The organism is Actinomadura sp. 1N219, assembly GCF_044326405.1.
Taxonomy (GTDB): domain Bacteria; phylum Actinomycetota; class Actinomycetes; order Streptosporangiales; family Streptosporangiaceae; genus Spirillospora.
On sequence record NZ_JBIRAY010000001.1, the window covers coordinates 524,364 to 541,473 of the forward strand.

At 71.3% G+C, this 17,110-nt stretch carries 16 protein-coding genes; 9 read left to right on the forward strand and 7 right to left on the reverse strand.

Going from position 1 to position 17,110, the window contains the following annotated elements; genetic code table 11:
• Window positions 1-8: 8 nt before the first annotated feature.
• Genes ACH35V_RS02395 through ACH35V_RS02410 form a run of 4 tightly spaced genes read right to left on the reverse strand, consistent with a single transcriptional unit; the run spans window position 9 to window position 5,408 of the window.
• A complete protein-coding gene (locus ACH35V_RS02395) occupies window positions 9-1,520 on the reverse strand; it encodes a hypothetical protein (protein ID WP_395969832.1) in 1,512 nt (503 codons plus the stop codon).
• Window positions 1,517-2,380: an OmpA family protein gene (locus ACH35V_RS02400; protein ID WP_395969833.1), complete on the reverse strand. Its 864-nt coding sequence runs from the start codon at window positions 2,378-2,380 to the stop codon at window positions 1,517-1,519. Before ACH35V_RS02400 ends, ACH35V_RS02395 begins: the two co-directional genes overlap by 4 nt.
• Window positions 2,377-4,863: an Hsp70 family protein gene (locus tag ACH35V_RS02405; RefSeq protein WP_395969834.1), complete on the reverse strand. Its 2,487-nt coding sequence runs from the start codon at window positions 4,861-4,863 to the stop codon at window positions 2,377-2,379. Before ACH35V_RS02405 ends, ACH35V_RS02400 begins: the two co-directional genes overlap by 4 nt.
• On the reverse strand, window positions 4,860-5,408 hold the full coding sequence (locus ACH35V_RS02410; RefSeq protein WP_395969835.1) for a hypothetical protein: 549 nt from the start codon (window positions 5,406-5,408) through the stop codon (window positions 4,860-4,862). The genes ACH35V_RS02405 and ACH35V_RS02410 overlap by 4 nt, the downstream gene beginning before the upstream one ends.
• 151 nt (window positions 5,409-5,559) lie before the next feature.
• Between ACH35V_RS02410 and ACH35V_RS02415 the strand changes: the two genes are divergently transcribed.
• The 7 genes from ACH35V_RS02415 to ACH35V_RS02445 all read left to right on the forward strand — a co-directional run bounded on the left by ACH35V_RS02415 (window position 5,560) and on the right by ACH35V_RS02445 (window position 13,650).
• A complete protein-coding gene (locus ACH35V_RS02415) occupies window positions 5,560-6,765 on the forward strand; it encodes a sensor histidine kinase (protein WP_395969836.1) in 1,206 nt (401 codons plus the stop codon).
• A 126-nt stretch (window positions 6,766-6,891) separates the two neighbouring features.
• Window positions 6,892-7,638 carry a LytR/AlgR family response regulator transcription factor gene (locus tag ACH35V_RS02420; RefSeq protein WP_395969837.1) on the forward strand — a complete coding sequence of 249 codons (747 nt, stop codon included), beginning with the start codon at window positions 6,892-6,894 and terminating at the stop codon, window positions 7,636-7,638.
• Window positions 7,639-7,712: 74 nt separating this feature from the next.
• Window positions 7,713-8,084, forward strand: a complete 372-nt coding sequence (locus tag ACH35V_RS02425) for a DUF485 domain-containing protein (protein ID WP_395969838.1) — start codon at window positions 7,713-7,715, stop codon at window positions 8,082-8,084.
• Window positions 8,081-9,811: a cation acetate symporter gene (locus tag ACH35V_RS02430; RefSeq protein ID WP_395969839.1), complete on the forward strand. Its 1,731-nt coding sequence runs from the start codon at window positions 8,081-8,083 to the stop codon at window positions 9,809-9,811. Before ACH35V_RS02425 ends, ACH35V_RS02430 begins: the two co-directional genes overlap by 4 nt.
• Window positions 9,812-10,035: 224 nt before the next feature.
• The gene (locus ACH35V_RS02435; protein WP_395969840.1) at window positions 10,036-10,386 is read left to right on the forward strand and encodes a DUF485 domain-containing protein; all 351 of its coding nucleotides are present in this window, start codon (window positions 10,036-10,038) and stop codon (window positions 10,384-10,386) included.
• Entirely contained in the window at window positions 10,386-11,996 is a 1,611-nt protein-coding gene (locus ACH35V_RS02440; protein ID WP_395969841.1) for a cation acetate symporter, read from the forward strand. Before ACH35V_RS02435 ends, ACH35V_RS02440 begins: the two co-directional genes overlap by 1 nt.
• A gap of 265 nt (window positions 11,997-12,261) precedes the next feature.
• The gene (locus tag ACH35V_RS02445; protein WP_395969842.1) at window positions 12,262-13,650 is read left to right on the forward strand and encodes a hypothetical protein; all 1,389 of its coding nucleotides are present in this window, start codon (window positions 12,262-12,264) and stop codon (window positions 13,648-13,650) included.
• A 27-nt stretch (window positions 13,651-13,677) separates the two neighbouring features.
• Here the strand turns inward: ACH35V_RS02445 and ACH35V_RS02450 are convergent, their stop codons facing one another.
• The 3 genes from ACH35V_RS02450 to ACH35V_RS02460 form a co-directional block, all read right to left on the reverse strand.
• Window positions 13,678-15,069: a beta-propeller fold lactonase family protein gene (locus ACH35V_RS02450; RefSeq protein WP_395969843.1), complete on the reverse strand. Its 1,392-nt coding sequence runs from the start codon at window positions 15,067-15,069 to the stop codon at window positions 13,678-13,680.
• Window positions 15,070-15,180: 111 nt separating this feature from the next.
• Window positions 15,181-15,831 carry a GNAT family N-acetyltransferase gene (locus tag ACH35V_RS02455; RefSeq protein WP_395969844.1) on the reverse strand — a complete coding sequence of 217 codons (651 nt, stop codon included), beginning with the start codon at window positions 15,829-15,831 and terminating at the stop codon, window positions 15,181-15,183.
• Window positions 15,832-15,937: 106 nt separating this feature from the next.
• Window positions 15,938-16,147, reverse strand: coding sequence for a DUF397 domain-containing protein (locus tag ACH35V_RS02460; protein WP_395969845.1), 210 nt, complete (start codon window positions 16,145-16,147; stop codon window positions 15,938-15,940).
• Window positions 16,148-16,226: 79 nt separating this feature from the next.
• Between ACH35V_RS02460 and ACH35V_RS02465 the strand changes: the two genes are divergently transcribed.
• Window positions 16,227-16,397 (forward strand): hypothetical protein, encoded by a 171-nt coding sequence (locus tag ACH35V_RS02465; protein WP_395969846.1) that lies wholly within the window; start codon window positions 16,227-16,229, stop codon window positions 16,395-16,397.
• 86 nt (window positions 16,398-16,483) lie between these two features.
• Entirely contained in the window at window positions 16,484-17,110 is a 627-nt protein-coding gene (locus ACH35V_RS02470) for a hypothetical protein (RefSeq protein ID WP_395969847.1), read from the forward strand.

A 17,110-nucleotide genomic window follows, 5' to 3' on the forward strand; every position in this document is an offset into this window, starting at 1 on the left:
CCCCTCCGTTATTGGACGCCCGGCGGCTTGTGGCCGAAGGTCCAGCCTGCCTTGAACTTTTCCTGGATGGCGGGGAAGGCGTGCAGGACGTCCTGGGCGTCGCGGGAGAGGGGGGTGGTGGCGGCGAAGCCGGTGGTGAAGGCGAAGCCGGCGAAGGTGAGGATCATCAGGACGATGCCCGCGCCGAAGGCGTCCGTCGAGGTCAGGACGAGGCCGAGCATGAACAGGGCGACGTTGGAGCCCAGGCCGTAGGCCCAGACTTTGGCGCGGCGGGTTCGGTGGGCGGACGTGCAGGCGGTGCAGCGCGGCACCGAGATCGTCAGTTTCCGCCAGGTGATCCGGCGGGTGTAGTACTCGGTGATCTCCTCGTTGACCTCGCCGTGCATCTTCACCTTGAAGCCGGAGCCGTCGTGGCTCGGGTGCTCCTTGCAGAACCAGCAGGTGGCGTAGACCTGGTTCTCGCGGACGGTCTCCAGGTTCTCCGCGATCCGCGTCCGGATGTTCGCCGAGACGGCGGTTTTCTCGGCGCGCTCCAGGACGCCCTCCGCCGGGTGCCAGTCGTCGGTCTCGTTGCCGTAGAGGATGACGCAGCGCATGGCGGAGTCGGCGATCTCGTCTCGCAGGCCCTCCAGGATGGAGTGGTCGCTGGGCAGGATTGTGCTCAGTCCTGCGAGGACGGGGTCGGCGCGTTCGAGGAGGCGTATCGCCTCGCCGTAGCCGGTTTCGGGAGTGGCGTCGGCGCGTTCTAGGGCGGTCCGGCTCTGCGATCTGAGCCGGGACACATCGGGGTTGACGGCGTCGCGGAGCGCGGTGTCGACCAGGTCGGCGTGGAAGCCGGAGCCGCGCATCAGGTCGACGTGGGCGGACGCCTTCTCGTGCTCCCCATCCTGGGATTCCTGGACGGCGAGGCGCGCGCTGATCGAGAGGAGCGCGGCGGGCAGGCGTTCGCGCAGTTCGGCGGCGGCGCCGGGGCCGATGCGGGGGTCGTCGGCGGTGCGGGCGCGGGCGGCGACCAGGTCCCAGAACGCGTCGGTGTTCAGGGTGGTTCGCCAGTGGCGCAGTGCTTGTTTCCAGAGCTTGGGGTCGTCGTCGTCCAGGGCTCGGGCGTGGGCCAGGACGGCGAGGTTGTGCGCGGCGACTGCGGACGGGCGTCCGGGGCCGGGGTTCGTCCAGAGCTGCTCGGCGTCCTCTATGCGGCCGTCGCGCAGGGCGTTGAGGGCCTCGTCGTCGTTTTGGGAGGGCCAGAACCAGAACAGCTCGTCCTCCAGGCGGCGGACCGGGTCGCGGAGGCGCTGGATCGCCCGCTGAGCGGCGTCGGCGTCGGGTGGCGGGTCCAGGGGCAGGAGTGGTGAGCCGGTGCCGGGTGCTGTGCCGAGCTTGGCCTTGACCTGGAGTTCCTCGGAGCGGCGGCGGATGTCGCGGGCGGTGGCGTCCACCGCTAGGCCGGTTACTCGGAAGGGGTTTTCCCGGTAGAGGTCTGGGCCGATCTGGTTGAGGTAGGGCGTCTTCGTGGTGTTCATCGTCCACCTGCCGCGGAGATGCGGACGCTGACCGTCCGGTTGCGGGGATCGCGGGACGCCCCATCGCCTGGGTGCGGGGGCAGGAGACCGGCCAGCGTCGAGATCGAAAACTGGGCGGTGGGGATCCGCGCGGACGAGCGCAGCACCTCCCGGACGACCGTGGCCCGCAGCATGCCCAGCTCGGCGTTGCTCGCGTACCCGCCGCCAGGGTGGACGGCGCGGTTGTCGGTGTGGCCGATCACGGTGACGGAGAGCTGGTCGGCGTAGGGGCGGAGTTGCCTGCCGAGGTTCGCCAGGACGGCCCGGCCGCGTGGGGTCAGCGTCGCGTCGCGGCGGAAGAGGCCGCGGTCGAACGTCACCTCGATCTCGCCGGTCCGGTGGACGGCGTGCAGGCCCGGGCCTTTGAGCTTCAGGGCGGCGATCGGGTCTGTTGAGGGGGTGGGCGTGGTGGCAGGGCGGCTCGACGGGACGGGCGCGGGGGTGGCGGGCTCGTCTCGGTCCTGCCAGATGTCCGCCAGCATGACGAAGGCGAGCAGGATCACGGCCGCCGTTCCCAGCCGGAACACCGAGCGGGCGAGGACGAAGCGCCGGGGAGACGCCGCCGCCCGGATCTGGGCGATGCGGCGGCGTCCCTCCGCGGCGCCGGGGTCGCCGGGGGAGAGGGCGGCGACCTCGGCCCAGCAGCGGTCGGCCTCGTCCAGCCGGCCCTGCTGCGCGTACATGCGCGCCTTCAGGTCGAGCACGACGGGGCCGTGCTCGCCGTCCAGCAGTTCCTCCGCCTCGGCGTAGCGGCCTGCGCGGGCCAGCGCGCGGGCCTGCGCGACCGTCACCTCCCGGACGGCCTGTGTCGCGGCGGTCATCGGCCCGCCCTCACCGTGCTGAACGGGTCGGTCGGGGGCGGGGCCGAAGGCAGCAGGTCCGCGAGGGCCGTGTTGACGTCGCGGAGCGTGCTCGTGTCGCCCGCGTCGGCGGCGCGGCGGCCGGTGGCGATCAGCGCGGACGCCTCCCGCTGGTCGCGCATGTCCGGCTGCAGCGAGCACAGCTCCCGGAAGGCGATGAACGGCAGGTCGCCGGACGCGTCCAGCACCCGGGTCGCGAGCCGCCGCAGCTCGGTGACGCGCTGCCGCAGCAGGTCGGCGTCGTGCGCGGCGATGGCCTCCTGCACCGCGGCCTCGGCGGCCTCCAGCGCCGGGACGTCGGCCGCCCGGCCGCGGTCCTCGACGACCTCGCGGACGAGGGGGAGGACCTCGCGCGCCTCGCTGACCAGGCCGGGCCATTCGAGCTCGTCCTCGACCTCGTCGGCGGCTGCGCGCAGGTCGAGCAGGCGCTTGCCGCCCGCGACGGCGGCGTCCGGGTCGACCTCGGCGGCGTTCACCTCGGCGTCCAGGTTCGCGACGATGCCCTCCGCGTCGATCCGGGCCAGCACCTCGGCGGCGCGCGAGTCGCCCAGCTCCCCGGCCTGCCGCCGCGCGGACTCCAGCCGGCGCTTCTCCGCGGCGGCGTCCTTCGCCAGCGCCGCCGGGTCGGGGACGGTCTCCGTCTGCAGGTTGACGGCGCTCTGGAACTCCTCGTCCAGGATCGGGACGTAGGCCCGGGCGACCACCATCCGGGACTCGTCGATCAGGATCGTGAAATCGACCTCGCTGCCCTCCGGCACGTCCCGCCTGACCTGCTCGGGGTTGATCTCCAGCCGCCCGATCCTGCGGTTGCGGTCGGCGCGGTGGTGCTCGCCCTCCAGCACCGGGATCCGGATCATGCCCTCGCCGGGGCCGCGGAGGACGCCCACCGTCGTGCTCAGCAGGATCCGCCGCCGGGCGGGGAGCGGGGTGCCGCGCTTGAACAGCCACTCCACCTCGTTGCCCTCCAGCCCGACCCCGATGGAGTGGGTGAGCGGCGGCTGCGTGTCGACGGCGCCGACCGTGTACGTCAGCGTGTTGGGGGTGACGGGACGGCCCGCGCCGGTCGCGTCCGTCAGCTCGATCTGGAACGTGTTGGCGCGGCCCTTCTCCGCCCACAGCGTCGTCGTGAACGTCCCGTCTGCGGGCAGCGGGATCAGTCCGCTGCGCCAGACCGGCAGGGTGTGCGGGTTGACGAACTCGATCGAGCATCCGGCCGGGTCGGCGCCGGTCACGCGTCCGCCGACGAACGGCTCGATGTCGGGCCCGAGGGGGCGGTACTCCAGCTCGACCGCGTACTCGCCGCTCGGCGGCGGCGGGCCCGCGAGGGACGGGTCGAGCCGCTGGCCGCCCGCGAAGACGGCGGCGCCGCGGGCGACGGTGGTGATCGGGTCCTGGGTGTGGTCGAGGGGGATGCCGAGTCCCGCGCGGGGGTCGGCGAGCCGTTCCCGCAGGTACGGCGACAGGGTCGGGCCGCCGACCAGCAGTGCCCGCTCGACGTCGCCGGGCCCGAGGCCGCTCTCCTCCAGCGCCTTGCGGCACAGGTTGACCGACCGGACGATGAACGGTTCCGTGAGCCGCTCCACGTCCGTCCTGGCCAGCTCGTACTCGAACTCCACCGACCGGCCTGACTCGTCCTCCAGGTCCAGGAACAGCTCGGCCGACTCCGCCCGGGACGCCTGGATCTTCGCGGCCTCGGCGGCGACCTTCAGCTTGTTGATGTTCTTGCGCCAGCGTGGGTTGCCGCGGCGCAGGTCGGCGAGCCCGTGGTCGCGGGTGACCGCCGGGATCAGCAGCTCCTCGACGATCGCCCAGTCCAGCAGCTTGCCGCCGAGGAAGTTGTCGCCCCGGTGGTTGACGACGGTGAACTCGCCGTCCCGCATCTGGATCACGGCGGCGTCGAACGTGCCGCCGCCGAAGTCGTACACCAGCCAGAACGCGTTGTCGGCGTCCTGCTGGAAGCCGTGCGCGAGCGCCGCCGCGGTCGGCTCCTGCAGCAGCGGCGCGTGGACGATGCCCGCCATCTCGGCGGCGCGGCGGGTCGCGTCGCAGGCGCTGAGCTCGAAGGCCGCCGGGACGGTGATGACCGCCGCCTTGATCTCCTCGCCGGTCCGCTGCCCGACGTCGCGGCGCAGCGACCGCAGCACCTCCGCGGACAGCTCCTCGGGCTCCATCGACCGGTCGGCCGCCGTGAAGTGCTTGGGCTGGCCGGTCGTCCCCATCCGCAGCTTGAACTCCACGCAGGTGTTCTCGGGGTCGTGCTCGCTGCGGTCCTTGGCGGCGCGGCCGACGGTGAGCCTGCCGCGGCGGTCGACCAGCACCGCGGAGGGCGTGGTCTCGGCGCCGTCGTTGTTCTTGATGATCTCCGTCTCGACGCCGTCCAGCCGCGCGATGGCGCTGTTGGTGGTGCCGAGGTCGATGCCGAAGTCGATCGTGGTCCTGTTCATCGCTTGTGTGCTCTCTCCGTCACTCCGGTCGGCGGCGTCCCGGGGGTGCCCGGGGTGCCGACGATCACCTCCGCCATCTGGACGGCCCGTCCCTCCAGGTACACACCGGGCCGCAGGGCCTCGGTGATCTGCTCGCGCGCCAGGCCCGGCGTGGGCTCGTACGCCACCACCGACATCGCCAGCCCGGGGTCGAACGGCTCGCCGACGTGGTCCCTGATCGTGATTCCGGTGCCGGCGAGGACGTCCCAGGCCGCCTCCAGATGGCGGACGACCGGGCGCGGCGGGTCGTCCATCCGCTCGATCCGGGTGCGCAGCCGCCACAGGTTCGTCGCCAGCTCCGCGAGCAGGCGGTCCGGCAGTTCCGGAGCGCCCGCGTGCGGGACGTCGGCCGGGACGTCGGCCGCCGGGCCCGCGCCGTGGACGGCGACGGAGCGGGCGAGTTCGGCGAGCGCGTCCGCGGGCCACGCGGACGCCCTGATCCTGAATTCCGGCGGGTGCCGCCACTGCCGGAGCGCACCCCCGGCCCGTGCAAAGACACGCCCCATGTTCGTGAGTCCTCCCCATCGGGCCCGCGGCCCGTCCCGGTCTCGCGGCGGGCGTCCGATCGGCCCGCCGGGGTGCCTGGTCCGCCGTCACGGTGGCAGGGACGCCGCGGGACCCCTCCCGGGAGAGGCGCGCCACCGCTAACTTCGCGGTATGAATGTGGGCATAGCGGTCGTCGCGACGCTGCTGGTGACGTGGGTTCCGGCGCTGGTGTGGCTGCGCCGCCGCGGCCGTGGCGGCGATCTCGGCGGGCCCGCGCGGCGCGCGACGTTCGAGACGCTGCACACCGCGTCGCGGGCCGCGCCCGCGTTCCGGGCCGGGCTGACCGAGCAGGGCGCGCAGAAGGCCGCCCGGCACCTGCGGACGCTGCTCGGCTGCGCCGCCCTGGCGATCACGGACGGGGAGCGCCTCCTCGCCTGGGACGGCGAGCACGACCACCACATCGAGGAGGGCCCCAAGCACGCCGGGGACACGCTGGCGAGCGGGCGCACCCAGGTCCACGACGTGGTCTGCGACCGGCTCGACTGCCCGATCCGCCGCGTCGTCGTGGTGCCGCTCGCCACCGACGACCGCGTCGTCGGGACGCTCGCCGCCTACGGCGAGGAGGTCCCCGCCGGGCTGATCCGCGCCGCCGAGGAGGTCGCCCTCTGGGTGGACGCGCAGCTCGAACTCGCCGAACTCGACCATTCCCGGACGCTGCTGATGGAGGCGGAGATGCGGGCGCTGCGGGCCCAGATCTCACCGCATTTCATCTACAACTCGCTGACCACGATCGCGTCGTTCGTCCGGTCCGACCCGGAGCGGGCGCGGGAATTGCTGCTGGAGTTCGCCGGGTTCACCCGCTACTCGTTCCGGCGGCACGGCGACTTCACCACGCTCGCCGAGGAGTTGCGGTCCATCGACCGGTACCTGCTGCTGCAGCGCGCCCGGTTCGGGGAGCAGCTGCGGGTGACGCTGCGGATCGCGCCCGAGGTGCTGCCGGTCGCGGTGCCGTTCCTGTGCCTTCAGCCGCTCGTGGAGAACGCCGTCCGGCACGGGCTGCAGGACAGGTCGGAGCCCGGCCTCATCACGATCGTCGCGGAGGACGCCGGGTCCGACTGCGTGATCAGCGTGGACGACGACGGGATCGGCATGGAGCCCGACGACGTCCGGCGGCTGCTGTCCGGGGAGTCGCGCCCGCTCGGCGACGACGGCGAAGCGGCCGGAATCGGCCTCGCGAACGTCGACGGGCGGCTGCGCCAGGTGTACGGCGACGAATACGGCCTCGCCGTCGAAACAGGGCCTGGCGCGGGGACTAAGGTGACCGTTCGCGTCCCTAAATACCGCCCCGGAGTGACGGCTTCGTCGGGTCCGCTCTGAAGGCTTCAGGACGAATCGACCAGGTGAGGCGCGTCCCGGCCCCTTGACTCGCGGACGTCCTTTTACTGGAATGTGGCGGGCGGCACAGGAAGGGCGGGGTTTGTCGTGGGCCTTCGTGTCCTTGCGGTGGATGACGAGGCACCCGCATTGGACGATCTCGTCCACCTCCTGCGCGCCGATCCGCGCATCGGCGAGATCCACACCGCGCGGGACGGCGCCGCCGCGCTCCGCAAGCTCGACCGCGCCCTCGCGGAGGGACGCCCCATCGCCGCCGTGTTCCTCGACATCCGCATGCCGGGCCTGGACGGCACCGTCCTCGGCCGCGTCCTCGCGCAGTTCGCCCGCGCGCCGCAGATCGTCTACGTCACCGCCTACGAGGGGCACGCCGTCGACGCGTTCGAGATCAAGGCGACGGACTACATCCTCAAACCGGTGCGCCCCGAGCGGCTGAACGAGGCGATCAGGCGCGTCACCGAGTCGACCGAGGACTGGATGGTAGAGGACGACGGGACGGGTGCGCCGACGCCGTCCGAGCCCGAGCCGATGCCCGTCGAGCTGGGCGGCGTCACCCGGTTCGTCACTCCCGCCGAGGTGTTGTACGTGGAGGCGCAGGGCGACTACGCGCGGCTGCACACGTCCGGCGGGAGCCACCTCGTGCGCATCCCGCTGGCGGCGCTGAGCGAGCGGTGGAGCGGTGCGGGATTCGTCCGGGTGCACCGCAGCCACCTGGTCGCGCTGTCGGCGATCAAGGAGCTGCGGCTGGACTCGGGCCGCTGCACCGTCATGGTCGGCGGCGCGGAGCTGCCGGTGAGCCGCCGGCACGTCCGGGAGCTGCGCGACCTGCTGGTCCGCAGGGCGAGGCGGTCCCCCTGAGCCCCGCCGACCGGCGAGCCGCCCCCGCCGACCGGCCGCCCGGGGCCGCGCCTCCGGCGAAGGGACGGGTGCTGGTGACGGGCCCGCGGACGCGCGCCGTCCGCCGCCCCCGCTACCCCGTCACGCGGGAGATCGACGAGCAGACCGGGCTCGGCGAGGCGTACATGCGCTCGCTGGTCCGCACCCAGCTCCGGCTCGCGATGCGGCTGTGCCTCGTCCTCGCCGTCGTCGTGGCCGGGCTGCCGCTGCTGTTCGCGGTGTTCCCCCAGGTCCGCGAGCAGGAGGTGTTGGGCGCGCCGCTGCCGTGGGTGGTCCTCGGCGGGCTGATCTACCCGTGGTTCGTCGGCTGCGGCTGGTGGTACGTCCGGCAGGCCGAACGCAACGAGGACGACTTCGCCGAACTCGTCGACCGCACTTCGTCCACCCGCGACAAGGATCGAGCGTGAGCGCCGCGTACGGGATGGCGGGCGTCCTGCTGGTCGTCGTCGCCACCGTCCTGATCGGGGTGCTCGGGGTCCGCATCTCCCGGACGACGTCCGACTTCTACGTCGCGTCCCGGACGGTCACGCCCCTGCGGAACGCGTCCGCGATCGGCGGCGAATACCTGTCGGCCGCGTCGTTCCTCGGCATCGCGGGCCTGATCCTCGCCTACGGCGCCGACATGCTGTGGCTCCCCGTCGGCTGGACGGGCGGCTACCTGGTGCTGCTCGTCCTGGTGTCGGCGCCGCTGCGCCGCTCCGGCGCGTACACGCTGCCGGACTTCGCCGAAGCGCGGCTGGAGTCCATGGCGGTGCGGCGCGTCGCGTCCGTCCTCGTGGTGCTGATCAGCTGGCTTTATCTGCTGCCGCAGTTCCAGAGCGCCGGGCTCGTGCTGCGGACGGTCACCGGCGCCCCCGTCTGGACGGGCGGCGTCCTCGTCGCGGTCGTCGTCGCCGTGAACGTGTGGGTCGGCGGCATGCGCAGCGTCACGCTCGTCCAGGCGTTCCAGTACTGGATGAAGCTGACCGCGCTCAGCGTCCCGCTGATCTTCCTGCTGCTGGCGTGGCGGTACGACGGCGCGCCCGGCCTGACGACGGAGACCCCGCCGCGCTTCGACGACCGCACCACCGTGGCGGTCGGGACGGCCGTCACCGTGGACGTCGCCGCGCCCGTCCAGGTCGTCGTCGACGGACGGCTCGACGGCCGCGCCTACGAGGACGTCCCGCTGACCCTGAACCCCGGACGGCACCACCTCGACCAGGACGCGTCCGTCACCTTCCCGGCGGGCGCCGCCGTCCCGCACGTCACCGGCGAACCCGTCACCACCGACCGCGAGTGGGCCCTGCCCCTGCACGGCCGCGAACACTCCCTCTACGCCACGTACTCGCTGATCCTCGCCACGTTCCTCGGGACGATGGGCCTCCCGCACGTGCTCGTCCGCTTCTACACCAACCCCGACGGGCGCGCCGCGCGCCGTACGACCGTCATGGTCCTGTCGCTGCTCGGCGCGTTCTACCTGTTCCCCGCCCTGTACGGGGTCCTCGGACGCCTCTACACCCCGGAACTCCTGATGACCGGACGCGCGGACGCCGTCGTCCTCACCCTCCCCGGACGGCTCATCGGCGGCGTCGGCGGCGACCTGCTCGGCGCGCTGGTCACGGGCGGCGCGGTCGCGGCGTTCCTGTCGACGTCGTCCGGGATCACCGTGTCGGTCGCCGGGGTGCTGGCGCAGGACATCCTGCGCGGCGGGGTCCGCTCGTTCCGCGCCGCGACGCTGCTCGCGCTCGCCGTCCCGCTGGGCCTGGCGATCGCGGCGCGCTCCCTCGCCGTCGCCGACGTCGTCGGGCTCGCGTTCGCGGTCGCCGCGTCCACGTTCTGCCCGCTGCTCGTCCTCGGCGTGTGGTGGCGGCGGCTGACCGTCCCCGGCGCGCTCGCCGGCCTCGTCACGGGCGGCCTGCTCGCGGGCACCGCCGTGATCGTGACGATCGCGGCCGGGCCGCCGGACGGCTTCGTCGGCGCGATGCTCGCCGAGCCCGCCGCCTGGACGGTCCCCATCGCGTTCGCCGTCATGATCGCCGTGTCGTGGTGCACGCCGGGACGCGTCCCGCGCGGCGTGGCCCGCATGATGGTGCGCCTGCACACCCCCGAGTCGCTCGACGTCGACCGGGGCACCTGGCGTCCGAAACGAGTGTGACCGCCGGGGCCCGGCGACCGAGACGGGCGCGACCATCGGGACGGCCCGGCGGCCGGAACGGGTGCGACCGTTCGTCGCGCCAAACGGACCGTTCACCGACACGGCACGCAGACCAGCGACGATGAGCGGCAGCTGAACGCACCCTCCCGCCGGTCCCCTTCGCCTGCGCTGACACTCTCCTTACGGTGGCGCGTGACCGGCGTCACTACAGAGGAGGGACGGTCGTGTCCGTCGATAAGAGTGCCTCCGGGACCGTCTACGAACGGTTCCAGAGCAGCACGGAGTTCCAGGAACTCCGACGCAGATTCCGCAGATTTGCATTCCCGATGACCGCGGCTTTCCTCAGCTGGTACCTGCTTTACGTCGTCCTGTCCGGATGGGCGCGCGGCTTCATGGGCACCGAGTTGGTCGGCTCCATCAACGTCGCGCTGGTGTTCGGCCTCCTCCAGTTCGTCTCGACGTTCCTCATCGCATGGCTGTACGCGCGGCACGCCGACCGCAGCCTCGACCCGCTCGCCGACAAGATCCGCGGTGACATCGAGGCCGAGGCGGCCGGGAAGTCGGGGGACGCCTGATGAGCCACGAGACCCTGTCGATCATCCTGTTCCTGACGTTCGTCGCCGGGACGCTGGCCATCACCGTCTGGGCGAGCCGGAACACCAAGAACGCCACCGACTTCTACGCCGGCGGACGCTCCTTCTCCGGCGTCCAGAACGGCCTCGCGATCGGCGGCGACTACATGTCCGCCGCGTCCTTCCTCGGCATCGCCGGCCTGATCGCCCTCTACGGCTACGACGGCTTCCTGTACTCGATCGGGTTCCTCGTCGCGTGGCTCGTCGCGCTCCTCCTCGTCGCGGAACTGCTGCGGAACTCGGGCCGGTTCACGATGGCGGACGTGCTGTCGTTCCGGATGAGCCCCCGTCCCGTCCGGACCGCCGCCGGAGTCTCCACCATCGTCGTGTCGATCTTCTACCTGCTGGCGCAGATGGTCGGCGCGGGCGCGCTGGTCTCCCTGCTCTTCGGCTTCACCAGCGAGTTCGCGAAGGGCGCGACGATCGCGCTGGTCGGCGTGCTGATGATCGTGTACGTCGTGTTCGGCGGGATGAAGGGCACCACCTGGGTGCAGATCGTCAAGGCCGTCCTGCTGATGACCGGCGCGACCCTCATCACGGTCCTCGTGCTGAGCGAGTTCGGCTTCAACCTGTCGTCGCTGCTGAACGACGCGGCCAACGAGAGCGGCAAGGGCAAGAGCTTCCTTGAGCCCGGCCTCCGCTACGGCACCGAGGCGCAGGGCCTGGAGGGCAAGCTCGACCTGATCAGCCTCGGGCTGGCGCTCGTCCTCGGCACCGCCGGGCTGCCGCACATCCTGATCCGCTTCTACACCGTCCCGACCGCCCGCGACGCCCGCAAGTCGGTGCTGTGGGGCATCGGCATCATCGGCGCCTTCTACCTGCTGACCCTCGTCCTCGGGTTCGGCGCCGCCGCCCTCGTCGGCAGCAAGGAGATCGCCAAGGCGAACCCGGCGGGCAACACCGCGGCGCCGCAGCTCGCCGAACGCATCGGCGAGATCGTGTTCGGTGAGGCGGGCGGCACCATCCTCCTCGCGATCATCGCCGCGGTCGCGTTCGCGACGATCCTCGCGGTCGTGGCGGGCCTCACCCTCGCCTCGTCGTCGTCCTTCTCGCACGACCTGTACGCCCACGTGTTCCGCAAGGGCAAGGCCACCGAGCGGGACGAGGTCCGCGTCGCCCGGATCTCCGCGTTCGTCATCGGCGCCGTCGCGATCGTCCTCGGGATCTACGCGCAGCGCCTCAACGTCGCGTTCCTCGTGGCGCTGGCGTTCGCGGTGGCCGCGTCCGGGAACCTGCCCGCGATCCTCTACAGCCTGTTCTGGAAGAGGTTCAACACCGCGGGCGCCGTCTCCGCCATCTACGGCGGCCTCGGCTCCGCGATCTTCTTCGTCACCTTCTCCCCGGTCGTGTCCGGCTCTCCGAAGGCCCTGTTCACCGACGTGGACTTCCACTGGTTCCCGCTGGAGAACCCGGGCATCGTCTCCATCCCGATCGGCTTCCTGTGCGGCTGGCTCGGGACGATCCTCAGCAAGGAGTACAACGCCGAGAAGTACGCCGAGATCGAAGTCCGCTCCCTCACCGGCGCGGGCGCCGAGCAGGCGGTCAAGGACTGACCGCTTCGACGCCGACGCTGTGCCGCGCGGGCGACCGTCGCCCGGCCCCGCGCGGCCCGCGGCCCCGCCCCCGTACCTCCCGGGACGGGGCCGCGCCCCGCGTCCCCCTGACGCTCAGCGGACGTCAGGGGGACGCGCCATTTCACCGCCCTTTGTCGGCGACGTCGGGATGGTTGCGTCTCGGTGAGTGAGATGGGCCGGCCGGTCTCTGCGTTGCGGCGCCTTTAATCGCCGGGATGGTCAGGGCGCCTTTGGTGGAGGGTCGATGCGTCGTTCTGGGAAGCTCCTTGCTCTGGTCGCCTTCGGCGGTTCTGCTCTGTGCCTTGCGGTGATTCCGGCGGAGGCGGCGGCGCGGGACGGGCGGAATTGCCGGGACTTCCGGCCGGACGGAGCGCTCGCCGCGGGCGGGCAGGCCGCGGGCGGGCAGGTCGCGAAGGAGAGGCTCGCGGCCCGGCTCGTCGCCGACGGCGAGGTCCAGGCCGCGGCGCGGGCCCTGGTGCCGGTCTTCAAGAACGATCCACAGGGCAGGACGCCGAGCGGAGCCGCGACGCTCCACAGCGCGATCGGCAACACGGCGCTCGCGGCCGCCCAGTACGCGCTGACCGAGGACGGCGCCAGGCCGTCGTTCATGTGGACGGTCAACGCCGCGCACTGCTGGTTCGGCCAGAAGGTGAACGGCTCGGGCTACGGCATCGACAATCCCGACAGCGTCTACCGGCAGACCGCGATCGACGGATCGTCCCGCTATGTGATCCGCGGGAAATTCAACGGGCCCGCCCCCGTGGACACCTCCCTCGTCCTCTACGGAGAGATCCCCGGGACCGGAGAGGTGCGCAAGGAAGGGGCGCCGGTGCTCGGCGGGCTGACGAGCGACCAGATGCGGATCGCGCCCGACGGGTCGTTCGAGATCACCGTCGGTCCGGATCCCGCCGGCGGGCCGAACCACATCCAGACCACGTCCGAGGCGAAGCTGCTGATCGTCCGCGACACGCTGTCGGACTGGTCCACCCAGAACCCGCCCGCGTTGTCGATCAGCCGTGTGGACGGCCCGGCGCCCGAGCCGCAGCCGGACGAAAAAGCCCTGGCACGGCGGACGGCCGAACTGCTGAAAGCGATCGCACCGTACTGGCTGAAATACAACAACACGTACTACTACCAGTATCCCGCCAATCGGATCAGCAGCCCTCGTTCCCGTCCGGGCGCGCTCGGCCTCGCGACGTCCGGACGATTCTCGCTCAGGAACGACCAGGCGCTCGTCGTCACCGTCGACCGGCTCAAAGGCAGGCACCTCGGCTTCCAGGTGACCGACCCGTGGGGCGTCGCCCGCGACTATCCCACCCGCACCAGCAGCCTCAACAGCGACCAGGTGCGGCCGGAAACCGGTGAGACCGCGACCTTCGTGATCTCCGCCCGCGACCCCGGCGTGTGGAACTGGCTCGACACCTCCGGACTGACCTCGGGCCTGATGGCCGTCCGCTGGCGCGGCGTGCCGGCCGGCGCCGACACGGACGGGGCCATTCGCAGCGTCCAGGTGACGGACCTGAAGGACCTCCGCGACCACCTGCCCGCCGGGACGGTCTTCACCGACCGGCGCGAGCGCCACGCTCAACAGGAAGCCCGCGCCGCCGACTACGAACGACGCCTCACGACATAAGAACCTCGGCCGAATGGCTTCTTCGGCCTATTCGACAGTGACGGTTCGGGTTGTGCGGGCCGCCGGGGAGCCGGTGCAGTGCGGTGTCTGGCCGGTGAATATCAGGGTGGCACTGCATCCCTCGTCGTCGGTGACGGTGAGGGTGACCTGGTAGGCGCCTGGACGCCGGTAGACGTGAGCCGGGGTCGGACCGCCGTTCTGGAGTGCGGTGCCGTCGCCGAACTCCCAGTCGTAGCGGGCGATCGTGCCGTCCGGGTCGGCGGAGGCGGTGCCGTCGAAGCGGGCGGTGCGGTCGGTAATGGTGGCCTGGAAAGCCGCCTTCGGGCCCTGGTTCGGTGGGACGGCGACGCCCTGGAATGTCGGATTGCTGCCGCCGGTCGGGAATGGGGAGCCCGCGAGCTGGGTGAGCACCCCGGTCCTGCCGATGTCGAAGGCCGCCAGGTCGTGGGTCTCGAAATTGCCCACATAGAGGTTCCGGCCGTCCCGGCTGGGAGTGATTCCCACGGACGCCCCGGCCGATTCGAATGGCGATCCCGGGACGGGCCGCAGCGCGCCGTCACGTCCTATCGAGAAGGCGGTGACATTGCGTGTGACGGTGGTGTCGTGGTTCGGGCTGGTGACGTAGAGGTGCCGGCCGTCGGGCGTGACCGCCGCGTCCTCGGGGAAGACGGCCGTGGGGAATGGCGAGCCGGGGACGGACGACAGGCTCCCGTCCTGGGCTATGCGGAAGCCGTACACGACGTCGGATCCGGTGCTCGCGACGTAGATGAAACGGCCGTCCGGGGTGATGTCGGATCCGTTTCCGCCCGAGCCGACCGGGACCGGCGGTGCCAGGGTGCGCTCCAGGCTCCCGTCGGGGCGGACGGCGAATACGACCATGACGTCCGCGCGTCCTTTGGCGGGGAGGCCGTGGCTGACGAAGACGAAACGTCCGTCCGCGGAGGCCGAAACGGTTCGTGGTTGGGGCGCTCCTGTGGGCACCGGCTTGCCGATGAGGTGGGGTTTTCCGTTCGCGTCGAGCGACAGGGCCGACACTGTGCCGGATTCCAGATTGGCGGTGTAGAGCGTCCTGCCGTTCGGGGATATGGCGATGCCGAAAGGCACCCGCCCTCCGGCCGGTGCGGGATCGCCCAGTGGGGCGAGGTCGCCGCGCTCGTCGACGCCATATCCGGAGATCGTGCTGTCGCCGCCGTTGGCCGTGTAGACCCTGCGTCCGTCGGGTGTGAAGACGAAACCGCGCGGCATGGCGCCGGTCGCCACGCGGTCGCCGACCGGGGTGGGGCGTCCCGTGGCGCCGAGTGTGAACGTGGTGATGTCGTTGGAGAAGAGATGCAGCACGTACAGCGCGTTCCGGCGGCTCGGCGGCTCGGCCTCCGTTTCCGCCGAGGCGGGCGATTGGACGAGCGGCGGTGTCAACATGACTGCGCTCAGTAAGCAACCCAGGACGCGGCTTCGACCCTTCATCGGCTGACCTTCCCGTCGCCATCTTTGTGACTTCGTCAATGGTCACGGAAGGCGCGCCGCCTCGGTTCAATCCAGGCCGGTTCGCGGTGCCGCGGTTCCGTGCGCGGCGGTTCCGTGCGCGGCGGAGAACTCCTCGGCCGTGAGGCCGAAGATCAAATTGTCGCGGTAGCGGCCGGCGAAGAAGTCGTGCCGTCGCAGCCGGCCCTCCAGAGTGGCGCCGAAGGCGAGCATGCCCGCTTGTGAGACCTCGTTGAAGTCGTGCACATAGGCCTGCGCCTTCTGGTAGCGGCGTTCGCCGAACATGTAGCCGAGCAGCAGGATCCCGGCCTCCCAGGCATATCTCTTACGCTGATGCTCCAGAGCGACCGCCAGACCCAGATAGAAACGTCCCGCCACCGGATCGGCTTGGGTCGTATTGATGCAGCCCACCATGCCGCCGTGCTGCCGATCGGTGATCGCCAGGATGAAGTTGTCGTCCAGGGGGTCCTTCGCCGACTCCTGCTTCAGCCATTCTCGGCAGTTCTCAGGCGAGCGCGGCGCGGTGACGCGTTCCCAGGCGCGCTGATAGGAAGACGAAGCTTCGAGGGCCATGACGACTTCCCAGTCGCCGGGTTCCACGCGGCGCAGAACGGTATTCTCTCCCCGCCAGACAGGACGTGACATGTCCCCGCACTCTGTGTCCTTTGGCGGGTGCGTCGGCAGTTCGTTATCGATCACGTGTCACCCCAGGTTCCGTGAGTGATCCGACGTTGCAAAAGGGCCGAACACCGGCAGGCGGCCCATGGCCGTCCGCCGGTGCCCGGCCGCTAATATCCCCGAAGGTTCAGAACTCGCCCGCGCGAATTCCCTCGCGGAAGGCGTTCCACTCCTCGGCGGTGAAGCGGAGCTCGCCCATGCCCGGGTTCTTGGAGTCCCGCATCGCCATGGCGCCGCCGCCGATCTCGGCGACCTCGACGCAGATCACCAGACTGTGGCTGCTCTTGCGCCACTGCGCGCCACTGATGTCCCGTGCGTACAGTTCCTCTTTCTCCATGCTTCGCTCCTAAGAATGCGGATGTGTCCGCACCAGTGGGTGCCCCGCACGTCGATCAGAGGTGAGGCATCATGGATCTATGAGCGATGGCGAGCAGGCGCACGAGCCCGGGGCGGAGCGGTGGCGCAGCCTTCCGCCGCGCATCCGGCTGGAGGACACGGTGGCCGGGCAGGAGGTTCCGCCCAAGCCCCAGGTGATCGCGGATCCGAGCAGCACGGAGGTCGACGAGGCCACGCGATACCCGGCCTGACCTCGGTAAACGCCGTCCGGCGTCTCGGTGGGATCTTCAACCGGGGATGACGTCGGGTTTGCGCCGCGATCGGTAGCGTCAGAAAGGTGTTTGGCCAGCGTAAGACGTGTGTCCAGGTGGTCAAGGGCCGGACGAACGACGCGACGGGCCTGTCCGAGGCCGCCGACCGCTGGCACCGGGAGGTCGCTCCCGGGGCCCGGGGCTGGCTCGGCAGCACCGGCGGAGTGACCGATGACGGCGTCTACTTCAACCTGATGCGCTTCGACTCCCCGCGCGCGGCGCACCGCAACGACAGGCGGCGCGAGCAGGGGCAGTGGTGGGACCAGGTCGCCGACCTGTTCGAGGGCGAGGTCACCGTCGAGGAGTCCACGGACGTGGAGACGTTCGGGCAGGGCGGCTCCGACCAGGCGGGATTCGTCCAGATCCTGCGGACCCACGTCCGCGACCGGGAGGCGGTGCGTCCACACGTCCCCGAGGAGGCCCAGCGGACGCTGACGCGGCTGCGGCCCGACATGATCGGCGGCATGTTCTGCATCCACCCCGACGGCACGTGCACGGGCGTGGCCTACTTCACCTCACTCGAGGCCGCCCGCGAGGGCGAGCGCACGGAGATGCCGCCGGACTACAAAGCCTGGCGCGACGAGCAGATGACCCATTTCGACCAGGAAGCCGTCTTCTACGACCTGGACGAATTCTGGCTGCAATCCCCGTGA

Excerpts from the sequence above, each read along its gene's own strand:
- ACH35V_RS02395 (WP_395969832.1), bottom strand. The coding sequence starts at position 1,520 with ATGAACACCACGAAGACGCCCTACCTCAACCAGATCGGCCCAGACCTC.
- ACH35V_RS02400 (WP_395969833.1), bottom strand. The coding sequence starts at position 2,380 with ATGACCGCCGCGACACAGGCCGTCCGGGAGGTGACGGTCGCGCAGGCC.
- ACH35V_RS02405 (WP_395969834.1), bottom strand. The coding sequence starts at position 4,863 with ATGAACAGGACCACGATCGACTTCGGCATCGACCTCGGCACCACCAAC.
- ACH35V_RS02410 (WP_395969835.1), bottom strand. The coding sequence starts at position 5,408 with ATGGGGCGTGTCTTTGCACGGGCCGGGGGTGCGCTCCGGCAGTGGCGG.
- ACH35V_RS02415 (WP_395969836.1), top strand. The coding sequence starts at position 5,560 with ATGAATGTGGGCATAGCGGTCGTCGCGACGCTGCTGGTGACGTGGGTT.
- ACH35V_RS02440 (WP_395969841.1), top strand. The coding sequence starts at position 10,386 with ATGAGCCACGAGACCCTGTCGATCATCCTGTTCCTGACGTTCGTCGCC.
- ACH35V_RS02445 (WP_395969842.1), top strand. The coding sequence starts at position 12,262 with ATGCGTCGTTCTGGGAAGCTCCTTGCTCTGGTCGCCTTCGGCGGTTCT.
- ACH35V_RS02450 (WP_395969843.1), bottom strand. The coding sequence starts at position 15,069 with ATGTTGACACCGCCGCTCGTCCAATCGCCCGCCTCGGCGGAAACGGAG.
- ACH35V_RS02460 (WP_395969845.1), bottom strand. The coding sequence starts at position 16,147 with ATGGAGAAAGAGGAACTGTACGCACGGGACATCAGTGGCGCGCAGTGG.
- ACH35V_RS02465 (WP_395969846.1), top strand. The coding sequence starts at position 16,227 with ATGAGCGATGGCGAGCAGGCGCACGAGCCCGGGGCGGAGCGGTGGCGC.